Here is a 17,473-nt window from a genome sequence, read left to right as displayed (position 1 = left end):
CATTTATATCATCAACGTAAAAGAGTCGCCCCCAAGGGGTTGACTCTTTTCCCATCGTTGACTTATACTTTTTTTGTGACGTCTACTGTAAGGTTTCCAGATAACATTCATGCTATTATTGTTATTAATGCGTATTAAAACAATCAGCTTTTCAAAGGGACATTTCACCATGCTTTCTTGGTATAAATTTTAAATGGCCCTTAAATCTTTTTAAAAATTTAATATATATTTATGTATCTAAAACGAATACATGTTAGAAAATTTCGCATTCTATCTATTTTTGGTTCTGTTGATTACCATGCTCATTATGCTGGCAAAAAAAATCCAGGTAGCTTATCCTGTTTTGCTTGTATTGGCGGGACTTTTAATAAGTTTTATTCCGGGAGTACCAGCTATAAAAGTAGAACCTGAATTAATATTTATTATTTTCTTACCACCATTATTGTATGAAGCGGCTTGGTCAACCTCTTGGAAGGAACTTTGGCGATGGCGCCGGATTATTTTTAGCTTTGCTTTTGTGGTGGTATTTTTCACCGCATTATCAGTAGCGGTTTTCGCGAACTACTTTATTCCTGGATTTTCTTTAGCCCTTGGATTTTTATTGGGAGGAATCGTTTCTCCTCCTGACGCTGTGAGCGCCGGTGCAATATTAAAATTTGTGAAAGTACCGAAGAGGCTGGCTTCAATTCTTGAAGGCGAAAGCTTGCTGAATGATGCTTCCTCGCTGATTATTTTCCGTTTTGCGATGATAGCTGCTGCCACAGGTCAATTTGTATGGTATGAGGCCGCAGGAAGCTTTGTCTGGATGTGTGTCGGTGGTGTAGGTATCGGACTTGGACTTGCCTATATTTTCTTGAAAATGCACAAGATTCTACCAACAGATTCCAATACAGACATATTGCTCACTTTTATCGCGCCATTTTCAATGTATCTGGTCGCCGAGGAGCTGCATGCTTCCGGCGTTTTGGCGGTGGTAAGTGGTGGTCTATTTCTCTCCTACCGCAGCCACGATTTTTTGAGTAGCGCTTCTAGAATACGTACTGTAACGGTTTGGGAAAGTTTTTGCTTTTTGCTGAACGGAATTGTCTTTATGCTCATTGGTTTGGATCTGCCTGAAATTGTAAACGGTTTGGGCGATACTGATATCACTACCGCAATCGGTTATGGAGTTGCGGTTACTGCTGTTCTGATTATTGTAAGAATCTTCGCTGGCTATGGCGCGGTGATTACCACTTTAGTGATGAGAAATTTCATCACCGTGGCCGATGCACAGTCTCCGGGCTGGAAAACACCACTGATCATTGGCTGGACAGGAATGCGCGGTGTCGTTTCCTTAGCCGCAGCACTTTCAATTCCCCTTACCTTAGAGAACGGTACACCTTTTCCGCAGAGAAACCTGATCCTTTTCATCACATTCGTTGCTATCCTGTTAACATTGTTGGTACAGGGGCTCACTCTTCCTTTTTTATTAAAGAAATTTCCACCGATAGACCGGGATTTCGTACGGACAGAAAAGGAGATTGATTACGAAATTCAAAACAAACTTGCTCAGGTAGCGGTAGAGAAAATCCGTAAAGATTATGCCGACAAAATAGATAGCTTTCCGACTTTGAAAGACCAGCTGCAGAAATATGAAAATCAATTGACCAGTTCAGAAATCATCATTAACTATGCCGAGTATCGAAAAATCTATATCGATATCCTGGAAGCTCAGCGGATCTGGTTAATCAATAAAAATCGAGAAGAGCTTCTGTTGGACGAAGAAATCATTCGAAAACATCTTCGTTTACTTGATCTTCAGGAAGAACGAATGAATATGAAAAGTTAATCGTAATTTGGATCTCAGTTCTACTCATTCTACGCTTAAAAATACGATTGGATCAATGTTTTTAAGCGTAGAATGAGCTTAACCTATTTCCGTAACGATTAATTATGCGGACGGATATTCACCACATCGATATGACACCAAAAATGGGTAAGACAAAACTAACCTATAGAGAAACCCAGGAGGTCATAAAAAATGCAAAAAAGAATTACATAGATGCTGCGATAGCGTTCATTGAAAACACAAAAAATCTTTAGTAATTATTTTCTTAGTCTATATGAGGGTACCACTTAGTCTTTCCGGCAAGGGGTTTTATTTATCAAGAATAATCCAACAAGTTCTTTTGAGCGGCTTTTTATCTAATAATCTCCAGGGAGTTCGATCCTTTGGGCATATACAACAGCATATCGACAAAAGTTTTTCTATTTAGGCCGTTTTTATCGATGTCTTCATAGCCTAACAAAGATTCACCCCTATTAGCGCCCTCCCGCGATTCTAGCCGAACCAGTCGGCCATCTCCGTAAAATTTCAGATCGTAATTCTGGAGCGAATAAAATGTACGTGAATTTCGCGTTGAAGTTGATAAAGTTGTTGCAACGGACTTCCCCTTCCTACCCTTTGTCGTTTGGAACTTAGTAATAATATCTTTGGGGAAGTACAAGGATTGATACCATTCCGCATCCGCCTTTAGGAATTTTGTATTTAGATCATCGTCTTCCTTGTTTTCAAAAGCAGATAACATCTGTCTATAGAAGCTGAGAACCTGCTGTTCTAACTGTACGCGATCCAATTGGGTCAAATCCTGCCCATTTGTCCATCCCTTGAGCTGATAAGGAACATCGGCTTTAAAGTGAATATCTTTTTTGTACGTTTTCAATTTCGCTAAATCTGTTGTTTCATTAGCAGTTTTATACAAAACAATTTCTTCCGGAGTCTTCAAATTACCACCTTTATCCCAACCTGTTTTCTCAATTTTAAGGGAAAATTTGCTACCGTTTTCGAGATACTGTTTGACCGTGCCTTGGCCATCGTAACCAGGATAAAGCGCTATAGTAACCTGTTGTTGACCACTTTTAAGGATATATGGATTGATATCCACTCTCGCCATTCCAGGCCTTTGATCAAAATTCGAATAAACAGGACAGCCATTCATCAGAATACTGAAACTCAAAACACTTTCGACCTCCAGCTGGTACAGTGGCTCTTGCTTGAACCGATGAACCTTTTCAGAAAGATAGCTTATCCGATCGCCGCTTGACATTACCTTATCTTTTACCTCCTGCGCACATCCACTGACATACAATATTGTAAACAGTAAAGTCGTTGTTATTTTATTCATATCTATCGTATTACGAGGGTACAAATTAACACGCTATTTATCATTTTATAGAGAACCTTTTAATATCCGTCACGGTCTATTTACTATCTGCAAAAACTCCACAAAGTATTTTCCTGAAGCTTTCAATGCTCCCCTCTAATTAATTTGGGTATGCATAGATGACCTATTTTGTAGCGGACACTTTTGATCAAATAAAAAAGAAGGGAATGTCAATTACACTGTTCTATTTAGAAAGTCATGCTATAGGCTCTCGACCAAGTGCCAACCTAATAACAGGCCAATAATGAGAAAGCAAGCCGACATCAAAGCAATTCCGTACGAACCGTAAGTAAAGTTCTCCGCTTCAATCTGTTTGGCCACTTTCCTATATTTGATATAAGCCAATACAACAGTAACAGAACCTATAAGAACGATGGAAACACCAACAATCCCAGAATATTCGGGTTCAATATCCATGGTCTTTTTTGAGTTGAGCATTAAGGTTACCTGCTGTATAAACAACGAAAACTTAACGACGACAAAACCAAATCCCATGATACCCAAGCTGGTGGTTATCCAGGCTAAAAAAGTGCGCTCATTGGCCAAATGATCATTGATTTTTTTTGAATTATTCTTTTCTATCATATCCTAATAAGTACTGTTTAAGACTTCACATATTCTCGCTATTGTGATTTCGTACATAAACCATTATCTGGCGCTTATTGTTTAGAATGAGGATAGAAAATAAATAGCTACGACAATACCTTTTTCAATCAAGGAATAAATTTCCTCACTAAGAGAAAAATACTTAGTTGCAGTGTTTTTTTGCGGTTAATGCCGCAAACTTTACGGATTCGGCATTTGAAAACTACGGGTATGATACAAATACGGTCTTTTGGGTACAGCTTTTGATTTACAAAAGGAAAACAATATACCACCTTAATCATAATACTTAATATGGAAAATAATATAGAACAACAAGCAAAAAAAATGGGACTAGAAAAGGGATATTATCTATTATTGATGGCTATTTTGGATATCCCGGTAAATAACGAGAAAGAAGAAACAAAAAAGGCCTAGGTATTATGCAAAGAATCGTTATTATAAGCACTTATCCACCCCAGGAATGTGGATTGGCAACGTTCTCAAAAGATCTTAAACAAGGCATGAGCGCGGACAAAGATATTATCGTGGATGTAATCGCCGTTTCAAAATCTGGCATTGAACAGTTCGATCCATCAGTACGCTTTGTTATAGATAAGGAAAGGCTAGACAGTTATATCCAAGCCAGCCATATTATCAATGCGGAGTACGACTATTGTATTGTACAGCACGAATATGGAATATTCGGTGGTGCTGACGGGGTATTTATCAATCAGCTGGTCAATCATTTAACTATACCTTTGTTAACTATATTTCATACCATATTACAATCGCCCTCATTGCGTCAAAAGGAAATTATGGAAGCGCTTCTTATAAAATCGCAAGCCGTGGTAGCCTTATCGCCAAAGGGAAGTGAATTGTTAAACGAGCTATTTCCGATGGTTGACCCTAAAAAAATCAACGTTATACCACATGGTGTACCACAATTTGACTACAGACAGGGTCTATCAAAGTATCGATTGGGTCTTCAGGATTATTTTGTGATGATGACTTTTGGATTGATCGGCCGAAGTAAAGGACTTGAGTACGCCATCCGCTCATTGGAAGGCCTAGATTTACCAAATTTCAAATATCTCATTGTCGGCAAAACACATCCGAATGTATTAGCCCACGAAGGTGAATCCTATCGGTTTGAATTAAAAAGTCTGGTAGAACAGTTGCAATTGCAAGATAAAGTGGTTTTTGTGGACGAATTTTTAACGGATGAGCAGTTAAAAGAATATTTAACTGCTTGTGATATTTACTTGTCTCCTTATCAACATGAACAACAGATCAGTAGTGGTACCCTATCTTTTGCTGTTGGCGCGGGAGCCGCTGTTATATCAACACCTTATTGGCATGCAGCAGATCTTCTGAAAGATGATCGGGGAATTCTGACACCATTCAATGATATCAAAAAAATGGGTCAGCATATCAAATTACTCTATAAGTCTCGGCGATTACTTGCCTGGCATCGCTTCAAAGCCCGTAGTTACGGGGAACAGACAACCTGGAAGATGGTCGCTAAATCATATATAGCACTTTTATCGACATTGACCACACCAATAAGGTCTTTAGTCCACTATAAGGATTATCACTCGTTTGATTTAAAGCAAGAAGCATAGGGAATAGGAGCAGTCCACAAAAAGGACTGCTCCTTATATTTTGTCTAATCTTTTAAAATGATTTTTCTAAGGTCAAACAAAATGCCTGTAGGGCTTTCGTAGTATACGTAAACTGAGCCTCTTCAGCTACGGTTTGCGGATCCAGCTCAACTTTTTCGGTAATTAAAACCTGACCTTGGTAAGCGATTGAAAAAAAGGCATATAGTTTTCCTTCTGATTCGGGCACAATCGTTGCATAACCCGTGGTCGCAATGCCCCATCCCGTCTGAAATAACGTAGTTATCCTAGCCGCCATTTGTTCTGTAATCCCCGGAGAGACACAATCACATTGCTCGGCTTCCTTGACATCGACTTGTAATAAACGAGTCTTTTCTTCGATAGTATATGCTGTAATGCCTCCAGCAAATACATCTGTCGCATTTTCCATCTGCGCGCAGGCAAATTGCAAAATACCCGCTGTGACACTCTCAGCCACGGCTAAACGCTCCTGACGAGCAAATAGCGAATCCTTAATTCGCTTGAGCAATACCTCGGAAAACTGTATTTTGTCCATACTTGTTTGAATTGAACTTCAGAAATTATCTCTTTCTTACTGGAATAACTGTTCCACAAATATCGGCACTATAAAACGGTATAAATTCTGATCTCAGGTGTATCTACAGCAAGGGATTTTAATGCGACAAGGATATCGTTATTGAACAACTCGGTCGATAGGAAAACGTGAGCGTCTTCTGCTGTATCAAAAACATGCAATAGCTGAACATGCTCATCTCCAACGAGTAGTTCCATTGCGATCGCGCCTTTTATCTGATCAAGAAACGCGTCCTGAAATTTGTCATATATGCCTGTTACTGCACCTTTTTCACTAGGATTGATTTTTAAGGTTATTTGTAAATACGCTTTTGCCATTGTGTTCTTTTTTTGAGTTTATCCTTCTTGAATAAAAGGGAAACAATATATCGTAGATTATTCAACTTTAGTAAATAGAAACTTTAACAGATAACCGTAGTCAGCAGCAGATCGTTTGTTTTTTTTATTATAAAACAATCATCAAACGGCTGTTGTTCTTAGTGAAAAATATATCAATATTATGGGAAATTTATTATACATCATTGCCGTCATTTTGGTAATCATTTGGGCAATCAGTTTTTTTGGAGGTTATGCGACAGGAAATATAATCCACATCTTGTTGGTCATCGCAATTATAGTTGTGTTATTACGGGTAATCCGGGGTGCGGCTTGATTGAATTATCTAAAAGCTGGGAAACTTTGAAACTGGCTTTTAGATAACTTTATGTTTAAAATTAAGGCTCCAACAAAAGAGCTTCTTAAAAAATGTCTTTGCAATATTAAAAGATAGCACTATGATACAAATGACACAAGTGATTATTCACGCAGCACGATTAGGAAACATTGCGGTACTACAAGAACTTATCCGACAGGATATTGATTTGAATTGTCGTGACGATAAAGGCTATACGCCATTAATTATTGCCTGCTATAATAATCAAATTCAAGCTGCACGAGTTTTGTTGGAAGCAGGTGCGGACGTTAACGCTCAAGATCTGGGAGGGAATACTGCGCTTATGGGTGTTGCTTTTAAAGGATATAAAGACATTGCGGAACTTTTAATCCACTATGGCGCTAATTTAGACCTACAGCATGGAAATGGTGGAACAGCGCTTATGTTTGCTGCCATGTTTGGCAGAAACGAGGTATTACAACTTCTGTTGGAAAAAGGGGCGAACAAAACCTTATTGGATGTGCGTGGACTTTCGGTTATGGATCTAGCGGTACAACAAGGTAATGAAGCCGCCATTACAATATTGCAAAACTAAATAAGTATTTCAAAGTAAAGCCCGCTTAAAACGGGCTTTACTTTTGTATGGCAAATTTGCATTAAGCTGGCACCTGCCGCAGTTTTTCACGTTCCCAAAATCGGTGTTTTGCAATTGCTTTTATAAACTGATCCGCCAAGATAGCGGGATCCTCTCCAATAAAAACTCCATCAGCCAATGTCGGAACTTCAGAACTTTCAGCCGGCAATTTTTCGAAAAAATAAGTTTGCCGCAAGATCTCCTTTGCTTCGGCGTCAATCGCGATTGCCTTACAGTGCTTGAAAGCTTCATTCAAGAAATGGATCGCATCGGGTTCTCCTGCCAGTGTTGCTACACTACGTTTTCCTCCAGGCACATATACCGCATCGTATAAGACGGATGCTCCGGTCAATAAGCTCTCTTCCACCAATATCTTTGACTTGTTAGATGCAATTATTTCACCGTGTTTAGGAGCAATAACATGTACAACGGCACCCTCTCCCATTAGCAGTTCTGTAACCTTCATTAAGGATTCCCCATTTACGCCATCCGCAGCAAGTACAGCAACTTTTCGACTCCGAATGGTATTTTTAACTGTGTTTTCCATACTCAAAGCATTGGATTTCTCCAGGGTTGCTTTCACCTGAATAGGCTCATAATCGGCTGGATTACCATCAGCGGGGATACTGTGATTAATAGGTTGTTCTGGTTTTTGGGGCAGCTTGAGTCCCAGTCCAGCTGCCACTTTAGTAGCCAATTCTACATCTACCAGTGACAGGATACCAATCATACGCTGGCGTAAAGAGACAGCTTTAACCTTTCCTAATTCAAAACGAAAGGCATCGATCAGATGATTTTTTTCGGGTTCGGACTGGCTATGGAAAAATAACCGTGCCTGGCTAAAATGATCGCGGAAGCTCGCGCTTCTGCCTCTTATTTTTTTAGCATCGATGCGTTCTTGATAGCTCGTAAAACCTCCCTCGGCTTCTTTAACCTGAGCCGGATCATTGTTACCCAAAGAATTTGGCCCATAACTCGTCTTACCTCTGTCAATGCGCTGACGCATAAATCCATCACGCTGATTGTTATGTGATGGGCTTATGGGCCGATTAATCGGGATCTCGTGAAAATTAGGACCGCCCAGGCGTATCAGCTGAGTATCTGTATACGAAAATAGCCGCCCCTGGAGCAAGGGGTCATTTGTGAAATCTATTCCTGGCACGATATTCCCGACATGAAAAGCACTCTGCTCTGTTTCGGCAAAAAAGTTATCGGGATTTTTATTGAGGGTCATCTTTCCAATCCGCTGGACAGGCACCAATTCTTCAGGCACAATTTTCGTCGGATCCAATAAGTCAAAATCAAATTTAAATTCATCGGCTTCAGGAATAATCTGTATACCTAGCTCCCACTCTGGAAAAACCCCGCTTTCAATTGCCTCCCATAGATCACGCCGATGAAAATCGGGATCCTTCCCCGAGATATTTTGCGCTTCATCCCAGGCTACAGAATGAACACCGAGCAAAGGTTTCCAGTGGAATTTCACAAAATTTGACTCCCCCTTTTCATTAATAAGCCGGAAAGTATGTACACCAAAACCTTCCATCATCCGATAACTCCGCGGGATAGCACGGTCACTCATGAGCCACATGACCATATGGGTAGATTCGGGCATTAAGGAAATAAAATCCCAAAACGTGTCATGCGCCGAAGCCGCCTGAGGAATTTCGTTGTCAGGCTCAGGTTTTACCGCATGCACGAGATCCGGAAATTTCAAGGCATCCTGAATAAAAAATACAGGCATGTTGTTGCCCACCAAATCAAAGTTACCCTCTTGCGTGTAAAATTTAACCGCAAAACCACGTACATCACGAGCAAGGTCTGTTGAGCCTCTGGAACCTGCGACAGTTGAAAAACGTACAAAAACGGGAGTTTCGATTTCAGTGTTATTCAAAAAGCCAGCCTTTGTTAAATTACCCAACGATTTATATAACCTGAAAATACCATGCGCTCCCGCCCCACGGGCATGTACCACACGTTCAGGAATACGTTCATGATCAAAATGGGTAATTTTTTCCCGGAGAATAAAATCCTCCAATAGCGTGGCACCCCGCTCGCCAGCTTTAAGCGAGTTTTGATCATCATTGATCCTAACGCCCTGATCTGTTCTCATCTGTTCACCACTTGCATCAGAGATATGCTGGTTTAATGATCTTATTTTTTCATTTTCAACCTGATTTTCTGCTTTTTCAATGCGTTCTCTTTTCTTCGTCATAATAGATTTTGTTTTATTACTCGATGGATAGAATTGTTAAAATGACCTGTGGTCTCTCTTATGAACTCATCCTGAAAAGAAATCGTTTTGTTTAATTCTAAAGTAAGTTGTGTGTCACTGGCTTTGTCTTCTCATAACACTGCTGGGCTAGCAGAACACTAAATACTAATTTTAAAATTTTTGTCGGTCGCAAGAAGGATAATACTAAGCATACACATTAGTAATGAATTATAATAATGATTATATTCCTGATGAGCCATATGTGCCGTAAAAGCACCAATCGCAAATGGAAATAAAAGTAAAATTCCTACTGTTTTGAATTCTGGTTTGTACAAACCTATAAGAAGTAATATAACACCCAGCAACTCGCCTATTCCAATGCCTAATGTCCAGGTTTTGTTAAACCCCAAAGAATCCATACTCTGCATCATGGACTGTTTCTGAAAAACTTTAAATAAGGAAGCATAACCAAATACATAGAGGTAATAGGCGTAGCTCAACCAATGAACGATAGATTTTATTGTTTCCATTTTTATACTTTATAAGATGAGCTACAAATTTCTTTATTAAATTGCATCAATAACAGTACGCACGAAATTGTATGATACCAACAGAAAAGTAAGTATGAATAACAGAAAAGAAAGCTCCACAAATAATATCAACGAAACTTTCTGGAAAGGGCATTGTGGCATCGCTTTCACTTTATCCGCAATTGGGGGAAGATGGAAAATAAATATCCTCTCCTATCTCCTACATGAAGAAAGGTTGCGTTATGGTGAATTGCGAAAAAGACTTGTCGGTATTTCAGAGCGCATGCTGATTGCCAAATTGAAAGAACTTGAGCAGGATAAACTGATCAATCGGATCGTTTATCAACAAGTACCACCCAAAGTAGAATATGAACTAACAGCATTGGGGCGTTCATTGGAAAAAATTTTAGTACTTATGGATGAATGGGGCGAGACAAATATGTAAGCTACAGATTCTGTAAATTCAGAAACTGTAGCTTAGTGCTGTAAGCGTCGATCCAATCCCAGCTTTTAGCAGACCGTGGGCCTAATTTTTAGAAAGTGCATAAAGTGCAAAAGTCCCCAACCAATGGGAGCCCATATAGTCATCCTTGGAGGTGATATTTGGTAATGAATATTTTAAGTGCTTATTGGCGAGACCATGTAGATGATTCAGCTCAGGCAGTGCCTTAGCAATACCATTTAAACAGGTGGCCCGGCTAAAATTCAATCCATCCAAGTGAACTAGATGCCCATCTGTACGATCTTTTACAATGCCGGGTTCCAAATTAAAGTCTGGATTAAAAAGCTCCGGAAGAAAGTCCTTTAGCCATTTGCGATATTCATCTTGCCCCAAAACCGCACTCATGCATAGCGCCTCTTCAAGACAAGGGGAAAGAAAATCACTACCGCTAGGCTCAAAGGAAATATTACAATTTTTGTCATGGTCATATAACCTTACCGCATTTGTCGTTAATGATTTTTCAAAGGCAACATTATTGGTTCCCCTTGCATAATCTAAAGCCAGCGAGAGACCAAAAGCTGAATTATCATGATAGCCAGTACGAATTGGATACACCAATTTCGGCAAATATTCCTGATAGGCTTTCATAATATGTTTTGCCATTGGATCCAGAATTTTTGCCCAGCGTTCCGCATCGGGATCTTTCCAGGTCAATAACTCTTTTTGCAGTTGTAATAACCAGGCCCAACCGTAGGTGCGCTCAAAGTTTTTATTATTTTTATCTTGAAAGAATGCTAATTCTGTTGCCGCATTTTCTGCTGTAATAATCTGATTGAGCTGCTTCCGGATCAGGCCAGACTTGTCTAGATCAGGAAATTGTTTCAAAATTCGGACAATTGACCAATAGCCATGAACAGAAGAGTGCCAGTCAAAACAGCCGTAAAAAATTGGATGTAGCGCGCGTGGCCCTTTTAGATCTTTGTCACTTCCGAGTACCTGTCCCAATTTGTTCGGATATTCAACTTCAATACAATGCAAGGGCAAGGTAAGCAAATGTCTTGCTTGCGCACTATCCAATTGTATCGGCGCATTGTTTGTACTATGATTTACTTTGATCGCCGAGTTATTGTGGCAAGAAATGGCCAATACCGAACTACAAATCAGTCCTATTATTCTTTTCATTTTTTAAGTTTTTAATCTATCTCTCAATAAAGTTATCCTATTTATGAGGTTTTACGCAACTTTCTCCTCGTTCAAACCGTAAACTACCTGTGTTTATAATGCACTGTTATATCATTCTCCAACTGAGGCTTCCTGAAGCAGCTGAGTTACCAAAATAGGAACCGCAACAGTCGCGGCCTCCTCAAAGCATTTTATACGCCCCAATCTTGTGCTATCCGGAATCTGCTTGTCTATCAAAAATGAGCGGCAATAGCTTGGTGCAAATTGTCGCAGTCCGGCCGCTGGATAAACCTGCAGGGAAGTTCCGATGATGATTAGGATATCTGCTTTAGAAACATAGGCCATTGCCCGTTCAATCTCTGGAACAGCCTCTCCAAACCACACGATATTCGGTCGCAATTGACTGCCTTTTTCGCAAAGATCTCCCATCTTTATTTCATCCCCCTCAATGGGGTAAATCAAACGATCGTCAATGGACGACTTGGATTGATCCAATCGACCGTGTAAATGTATAATCTTTGTAGATCCGGCCTGCTCATGCAACAGATCTACATTCTGCGTAATGATGGTGACCTGGTAGGCCGACTCTAACTGCTGCAAAGCGAGATGCGCTGCATTTGGTTTTGCGGCTAACGCTGCCTTCCGTCTAAGGTTGTAAAATTGCTGAACAAGTGCTGGGTTTTTCTTCCAGCCTTCAATAGAAGCAACAGCCATCACATCATGTCCTTCCCATAATCCATTTGCATCCCTAAAGGTTGGTATCCCGCTTTCAGCTGAAATACCTGCTCCGGTTAAAACAACAATATTTTTCTTTTCCATTTGCTTGCTTAGTCCCTAAAAATAAATAAATCTATTGGGTTCGAAAGGATACTTTTTAGATAATAAACAAATACACTATTCTTTTAGCAATTTAGTAGCATAGTCATCGGGAAGTTCCAGTCGGATCGAATCTTTACTAGTAGCAGCTTTTCGGTTCATCTCATCAAAAGAACGTTGATAGTAGACAAAAGCCTTATTGGGGATATGCAGATCTTTTGCTTGTTTTACAGCAAAATGATAACGGTTGTCTGACAGCTTAACATGTTTATAAATGCGATAGGTTACAATTTGAATCTGCACCTTGTCAAATTTAGGTATCGCCTTCAAATCAGCCGGTTCATAAAAGTATTTTTTATTGAAATACATAAATTCATCTGATTTGGCCAGTCGTTCCAAACTCATTTTTCCTTTAACCACTTCATTCGTCAGCGAATCTGCACGTTGTCGCTCCACTTTATTGCCATCTCCCGCAGTACAGGAAATACATAGCACGGCCGTAGACAGCGCTATAAGAGAGGTATATAATAGACTCATCGTCCTAAGTTAGCATAAAAATAATTCCCGCCATAACAGCGGCAACAAAAATTATTTTGACTGGATAAAAAAGCCCAAGATGCTATCATCTTGGGCGCCAATATTTTGTTTAGCAGCGATTAAAGGTTATTTTCAATTGCGCCAACTTTCTCACGGTGCAATGCCAAGGGTGAGTCCAATAGTACGGCAATAACAGTCATATTTTTATCCAGGCGTTCCTTTGGTGCCTGAATATAAACGATCCCCGGAATACTGCTCCAGTATAATTTATTGAAAGTTTCATGATTGATCATAGAACCTTCTCCTACCAACCGAATCCGTGCAATCCCATTCTTTATTCCTTTTAACGCGATGGGTCCTGTCGGTGTCCCTTCGACAAAAAGATAGAGGGTCTGACGATCTTTGGAAACTGCGCTTAATCCTTCATAATGTCCCTCCGGCAGTCCTTTTCCAGTTTCATAAAGTGCTTCGGCATGATTTTTTATCCAATCTAATACAGTTGGGTTTGTCAGATTTCCTGTCGGCAGCTTGGTTTCCAAACCGTCTAAAGTCAAACCGGAATGATCAAAAATATTTTTTCCATCGTGCAGGGTTGATGCGATCTGATTTAAAGCGGTAACAGTATGCTTATTATTTAACACAGATACCAAACTTACCGCTTTTTCCTGCGGGGTTTGCCACTGAACCTTATCCTTAAATTCCACTGCCAATACTGTGACATCCTGATCGAAGTTCACTTTCGTCAGATCCAACTGGATCGTTGCATCGGAAGCTGTTGCCGTCACCTTCGAAGCCGCATCCCCGACAACGGAAATCCGTTGAACGGAATTATTCAGCAATCCCTTAAGTTGCAATTGTGTTTTCTGCTCATATACATAGAGATAAAGGGTTTTTCCATCTTTTGATAAAGCGGACTTACCGTTATAATTTTCGAATGGGATACCTGCTCTAGTTCCATAAATAGCGGCTGCGTGTTTATTCGTCCATCTACCCAGCTGCTTCAAAATATTTATCTGCTCTTCTGGAATGCTCCCATCCGCTTTTGGACCAATATCCAAAAGGAGATTGCCCCCCATGGAGATGCAATCGACCAACGTACGGATAATCATATTGGGTGATTTGTATTTCTTATCAAAAGGCTGATATCCCCAAGAGTCATTCATGGTATAGCAAAGTTCCCAGAATTTAGCGTCCGGCCGGGTTACTGGAATGCCTTGCTCAGGAGTCTCGTAATCGCCATGGTGATTCAAACGCGAATTAATAATGATATTGGGGTTATATTTGCGCAACAGTGATAAAGTTTCCTTAGATTTCCACTCCTCAGCACTATGTTCCCAATCCCCATCAAACCAAATCAATTCGGGTTTATATTGTTGTGATAACTCGCTTAACTGTTTTTGATAATATTCAACATAATGGTTCCAACGATCGGGCTCCTTAGCCAGTTCGTAGCGTTTTCTTGCACGGGTAAATACGTCGTAATAAGGATGGCTCCAGTCTGGTAAAGAATAGTAGAGACCGGTATGTAGCCCCTCCTGTTGGATAGCCTCTATAAATGGTGTAATAACATCCTGTTTGGCAGCGGCATCTTTCACCGTGGTGATGGCTTTGTCCGCTTTGGTATTCCATAAAGAGATTCCATCATGATGTTTTGTTGTAATGACGCTGTACTTCGCCCCAGCTTGTTTGATCAATTTAGCCCATTCGCTTGGCTTATAGTTTTTGGCGGTAAAACCATCAAGCTGTTTGATATAATTATCGTGGTTAATATAATTATTGAAGAAAGACCATGATTCTGAGATACCATCAACGGAATATATCCCCCAATGAATAAAAACACCCAGCTTGGCATCCTCAAACCACTGCATTTTTTGAGCTGACGTTGTGTTCTGTGCGCTGACGTTGAAACATGCCGACGCTAAAAGAACAAAAAGAGAAACCTTTTGAAACTTCATAAAGTTAAATTATCGAGTACATAACGAGTTTAAGCCAGTAAAATACATATAAATCGTCATAATTTTATCGTGTAAGCGATAAATTACAGCGAAAACGCTTATGCTAAACCGAATAAATCATTATACAGATTGTCAGGATGTCGCAGGGAGTCCGCACAATTATAATTGTATTTAAACACAAATTTATCTAAGTTTGGAAGGTATGATCGAATTATATACAGACGGGGCATCCAGTGGAAATCCGGGCCCAGGGGGGTATGGAACCATCTTAAGGACTATCTATACAGGCGACAACGAGGCATTCAAAGGCAAATTAATTGAAAAAGAATTCTCTGGAGGATATAGAAAAACGACCAATAACCGTATGGAATTGATGGCCGTCATAGTAGGCCTCGAAGCGTTAAAAAACTTAAATCAGAACGTTACGGTTTATTCTGATTCCAAATATGTGATCGATGCTATTGACAAAAATTGGGTATATGGATGGATCCAAAAAGGCTTTGCAGGTAAAAAGAATAAAGACCTTTGGATGCGTTTAATGAATGTTTATAAACTGCACAAGGTCAAATTAGTGTGGGTAAAAGGCCATGCCGGACATCCCTTGAACGAGCGTTGTGACCGTTTGGCAGTGGCTGCGTCCAAAGATAAAGCCAATTGGAAGATTGACACGGTATTTGAAGTCGAAGAAAATAAATAGAACGGTACGGTTTCAACAGTCAGGTTGAGCAATGACTTAATATTAGCCGAATATAATTCGGATATAGAAAGGCACCAGACCCAATGGACCATGGTGCCTTTTTATTGGAATATAAACTGTATCGTTTAAATCGCATTCAATCGGATTACAGAAATGCTGTTTTATTTGAAAATTTATTTTCTAGAAACGAAATGCTGGTGCTGCAATTTCCTGTACCTTACTTTCCCTAAACTCCTTCATACTGACCGGCTCTTTACTTTCTAATTCGGCAAAATCCACTACCCCGTTTTCCTTGGCCCAGCGAAAATAAGCCGTGGATAGTCGGGACACAACGTCGTGATGCTTGGCGGCAATATCTTTTCGTTCTGTCGGATCCTGTTCCAGGTCATATAGTTCCCATTTGTAGGAAGGCCATGTGGACACCAGTTTCCACTTTCCTATCCGTGCTGCACGATTCCCGGCCCGTTCCCAAAAAAGACCTTCTTCGCGCTTTACAGTATCCTCTTGATTAAAAAGGACTGGAAGTAAGCTTTTCCCGGGGAGATTATTTGCCTGATGCCCTTGAAATTCCTTGGGATAAATAGCTCCGGCGAGTTCATAAAAAGTTGGCGCCAAATCAATGATATGGCCAGTTCCCTTTTTCACGCCTTTTGCAATCTTCCCGGGAAACCAGGCGATAAATGGGGCATTGATTCCACCTTCGTAGGTATTATCTTTAAATGCCTTGAATGGTGTATTTGATGCATAGGACCAATTTTTGCTTTGTGATTCAAACGAACCTACGGTGCCCACTGGTCCACTGTTTAACCGGGCACCATGGAACCAGCGAACCAAGTCCTCCGCAGGTGCACCATTATCGGACAGGAACACAATTAGCGTATTGTCTAATTGTCCATTTTCTTTGAGCTTTTGCAGCAATTTACCGATGGTCTGATCCAAGCGATCGACCATTGCAGCGAACACTTCCATTTTCCTGGCCCACAACTGCCTTTGGTCAAAGGATAAACGTTGCCAATCGTAAATATCTTCGTCTGCAATAGAAAGTGTTGTTGTTTGATCGACGATCCCCAGCTCTTTTTGGCGCTCAAAACGTGCCCGACGAATACTCTCCCAACCTTTATCATACCGTCCTTTGTACTTCGCAATATCCTGCGGCAAAGCCACTAAAGGCCAATGCGGTGCAGTATGCGCCAAATATAGAAAGAAGGGCTTGTCCTGACCTTTGATCTGATCCAGAAAACCTTCGGCCTCTCGATTGATGATCTCTGTAGAAAAGGAACTCTCCAAGGGATAGCCTGCGGCATCTGTCGCTCCTTTAAAGGTTGGAGCGCCCGAATCTGAATTCTTCTCTTCTTTCGGAAAAACCAAGTCGAAACCGCGGTCCCAGGGTAGGCTCTTCCCTTTTCCTGACACATGCCATTTGCCCGAGGTCGCTGTAATGTATCCATTTGAGCGAAGAACTTCAGCAATGGTCAATGATTCGGCGTTGATATAACCTTGATAGGCTGGTAAGCCCAAATCATTGGAAAAATAACCTACTCCGGCCTTATGCTGATACTGACCGGTAATCAGTGATGCGCGTGTCGGGGCACAGATGGAGTTGTTATAAAATTGTTTTAGACGTATTCCCTCGTTAGCTAAACGATCCAGGTTAGGAGTTTCGATTTCCGAACCATAGGCACCTAAATCGGAGTACCCCAGGTCGTCGGCGAGAATCAGAATAATATTAGGCTTTTTTTCTTGTGCCAAAAGAGCACCTGCCCATCCCAAAATAAGGGCGATACATAGTGTTACTTTTTTCATCTATTTAAA

At 40.5% G+C, this 17,473-nt stretch carries 18 protein-coding genes; 7 read left to right on the top strand and 11 right to left on the bottom strand.

The features are described 5' to 3' along the window. Positions 1 to 250 precede the first annotated feature (250 nt). Positions 251 to 1,828, top strand: a complete 1,578-nt coding sequence (locus ABDW32_RS03155) for a Na+/H+ antiporter (RefSeq protein ID WP_343559227.1) — start codon at positions 251 to 253, stop codon at positions 1,826 to 1,828. Positions 1,829 to 2,180: 352 nt separating this feature from the next. Here ABDW32_RS03155 and ABDW32_RS03150 read toward each other — a convergent pair whose 3' ends face one another. After that, complete coding sequence (locus tag ABDW32_RS03150; protein ID WP_343559224.1) at positions 2,181 to 3,164, bottom strand: hypothetical protein; 984 nt, start codon at positions 3,162 to 3,164, stop codon at positions 2,181 to 2,183. 240 nt (positions 3,165 to 3,404) lie between these two features. After that, positions 3,405 to 3,788 (bottom strand): DUF202 domain-containing protein, encoded by a 384-nt coding sequence (locus ABDW32_RS03145; RefSeq protein ID WP_254846165.1) that lies wholly within the window; start codon positions 3,786 to 3,788, stop codon positions 3,405 to 3,407. 312 nt (positions 3,789 to 4,100) lie between these two features. Here ABDW32_RS03145 and ABDW32_RS03140 point away from each other — a divergent pair, with 312 nt between their 5' ends. Continuing rightward, a complete protein-coding gene (locus ABDW32_RS03140) occupies positions 4,101 to 4,223 on the top strand; it encodes a hypothetical protein (protein WP_262507804.1) in 123 nt (40 codons plus the stop codon). 5 nt (positions 4,224 to 4,228) lie between these two features. After that, complete coding sequence (locus tag ABDW32_RS03135) at positions 4,229 to 5,410, top strand: glycosyltransferase (RefSeq protein ID WP_343559207.1); 1,182 nt, start codon at positions 4,229 to 4,231, stop codon at positions 5,408 to 5,410. Between the two features lie 52 nt (positions 5,411 to 5,462). On the opposite strand, the gene ABDW32_RS03130 is transcribed toward ABDW32_RS03135, so the two are convergent. Continuing rightward, on the bottom strand, positions 5,463 to 5,963 hold the full coding sequence (locus ABDW32_RS03130) for a CinA family protein (RefSeq protein ID WP_343559204.1): 501 nt from the start codon (positions 5,961 to 5,963) through the stop codon (positions 5,463 to 5,465). Between the two features lie 68 nt (positions 5,964 to 6,031). Further along, positions 6,032 to 6,319, bottom strand: coding sequence for a hypothetical protein (locus ABDW32_RS03125; RefSeq protein WP_343559201.1), 288 nt, complete (start codon positions 6,317 to 6,319; stop codon positions 6,032 to 6,034). A gap of 181 nt (positions 6,320 to 6,500) precedes the next feature. Between ABDW32_RS03125 and ABDW32_RS03120 the strand changes: the two genes are divergently transcribed. Both ABDW32_RS03120 and ABDW32_RS03115 read left to right on the top strand, forming a co-directional pair. Further along, the gene (locus tag ABDW32_RS03120) at positions 6,501 to 6,653 is read left to right on the top strand and encodes a lmo0937 family membrane protein (RefSeq protein ID WP_139351003.1); all 153 of its coding nucleotides are present in this window, start codon (positions 6,501 to 6,503) and stop codon (positions 6,651 to 6,653) included. Positions 6,654 to 6,774: 121 nt separating this feature from the next. Beyond that, entirely contained in the window at positions 6,775 to 7,248 is a 474-nt protein-coding gene (locus tag ABDW32_RS03115) for an ankyrin repeat domain-containing protein (protein WP_343559197.1), read from the top strand. A gap of 61 nt (positions 7,249 to 7,309) precedes the next feature. Here ABDW32_RS03115 and ABDW32_RS03110 read toward each other — a convergent pair whose 3' ends face one another. Further along, positions 7,310 to 9,502, bottom strand: coding sequence for a catalase (locus ABDW32_RS03110; RefSeq protein WP_343559194.1), 2,193 nt, complete (start codon positions 9,500 to 9,502; stop codon positions 7,310 to 7,312). 158 nt (positions 9,503 to 9,660) lie between these two features. Next, entirely contained in the window at positions 9,661 to 10,032 is a 372-nt protein-coding gene (locus ABDW32_RS03105; protein ID WP_343559192.1) for a DoxX family protein, read from the bottom strand. Positions 10,033 to 10,126: 94 nt separating this feature from the next. Between ABDW32_RS03105 and ABDW32_RS03100 the strand changes: the two genes are divergently transcribed. Beyond that, positions 10,127 to 10,477 (top strand): helix-turn-helix domain-containing protein, encoded by a 351-nt coding sequence (locus ABDW32_RS03100; RefSeq protein ID WP_343559189.1) that lies wholly within the window; start codon positions 10,127 to 10,129, stop codon positions 10,475 to 10,477. Positions 10,478 to 10,558: 81 nt separating this feature from the next. On the opposite strand, the gene ABDW32_RS03095 is transcribed toward ABDW32_RS03100, so the two are convergent. From ABDW32_RS03095 to ABDW32_RS03080, 4 genes are all read right to left on the bottom strand, one after another. Further along, entirely contained in the window at positions 10,559 to 11,656 is a 1,098-nt protein-coding gene (locus ABDW32_RS03095; protein ID WP_343559186.1) for a DUF2891 domain-containing protein, read from the bottom strand. Between the two features lie 111 nt (positions 11,657 to 11,767). After that, positions 11,768 to 12,475: a Sir2 family NAD-dependent protein deacetylase gene (locus ABDW32_RS03090; protein ID WP_077433065.1), complete on the bottom strand. Its 708-nt coding sequence runs from the start codon at positions 12,473 to 12,475 to the stop codon at positions 11,768 to 11,770. Positions 12,476 to 12,550: 75 nt separating this feature from the next. After that, a complete protein-coding gene (locus ABDW32_RS03085) occupies positions 12,551 to 13,009 on the bottom strand; it encodes a hypothetical protein (protein WP_343559183.1) in 459 nt (152 codons plus the stop codon). A gap of 119 nt (positions 13,010 to 13,128) precedes the next feature. Next, positions 13,129 to 14,964, bottom strand: a complete 1,836-nt coding sequence (locus ABDW32_RS03080; protein ID WP_343559182.1) for an alpha-L-fucosidase — start codon at positions 14,962 to 14,964, stop codon at positions 13,129 to 13,131. A gap of 202 nt (positions 14,965 to 15,166) precedes the next feature. On the opposite strand from ABDW32_RS03080, the gene rnhA reads away from it, so the two are divergent. After that, entirely contained in the window at positions 15,167 to 15,661 is a 495-nt protein-coding gene (gene rnhA, locus ABDW32_RS03075; RefSeq protein WP_077433059.1) for a ribonuclease HI, read from the top strand. A 180-nt stretch (positions 15,662 to 15,841) separates the two neighbouring features. On the opposite strand, the gene ABDW32_RS03070 is transcribed toward rnhA, so the two are convergent. Next, positions 15,842 to 17,464, bottom strand: a complete 1,623-nt coding sequence (locus ABDW32_RS03070; RefSeq protein WP_343559181.1) for an arylsulfatase — start codon at positions 17,462 to 17,464, stop codon at positions 15,842 to 15,844. Positions 17,465 to 17,473: the final 9 nt, after the last annotated feature.

This window comes from Sphingobacterium sp., from assembly GCF_039596235.1.
Lineage (GTDB): Bacteria > Bacteroidota > Bacteroidia > Sphingobacteriales > Sphingobacteriaceae > Sphingobacterium.
Note: the sequence above shows the minus strand (reverse complement) of the source record. Positions and strands in the feature narration are given on the sequence as shown.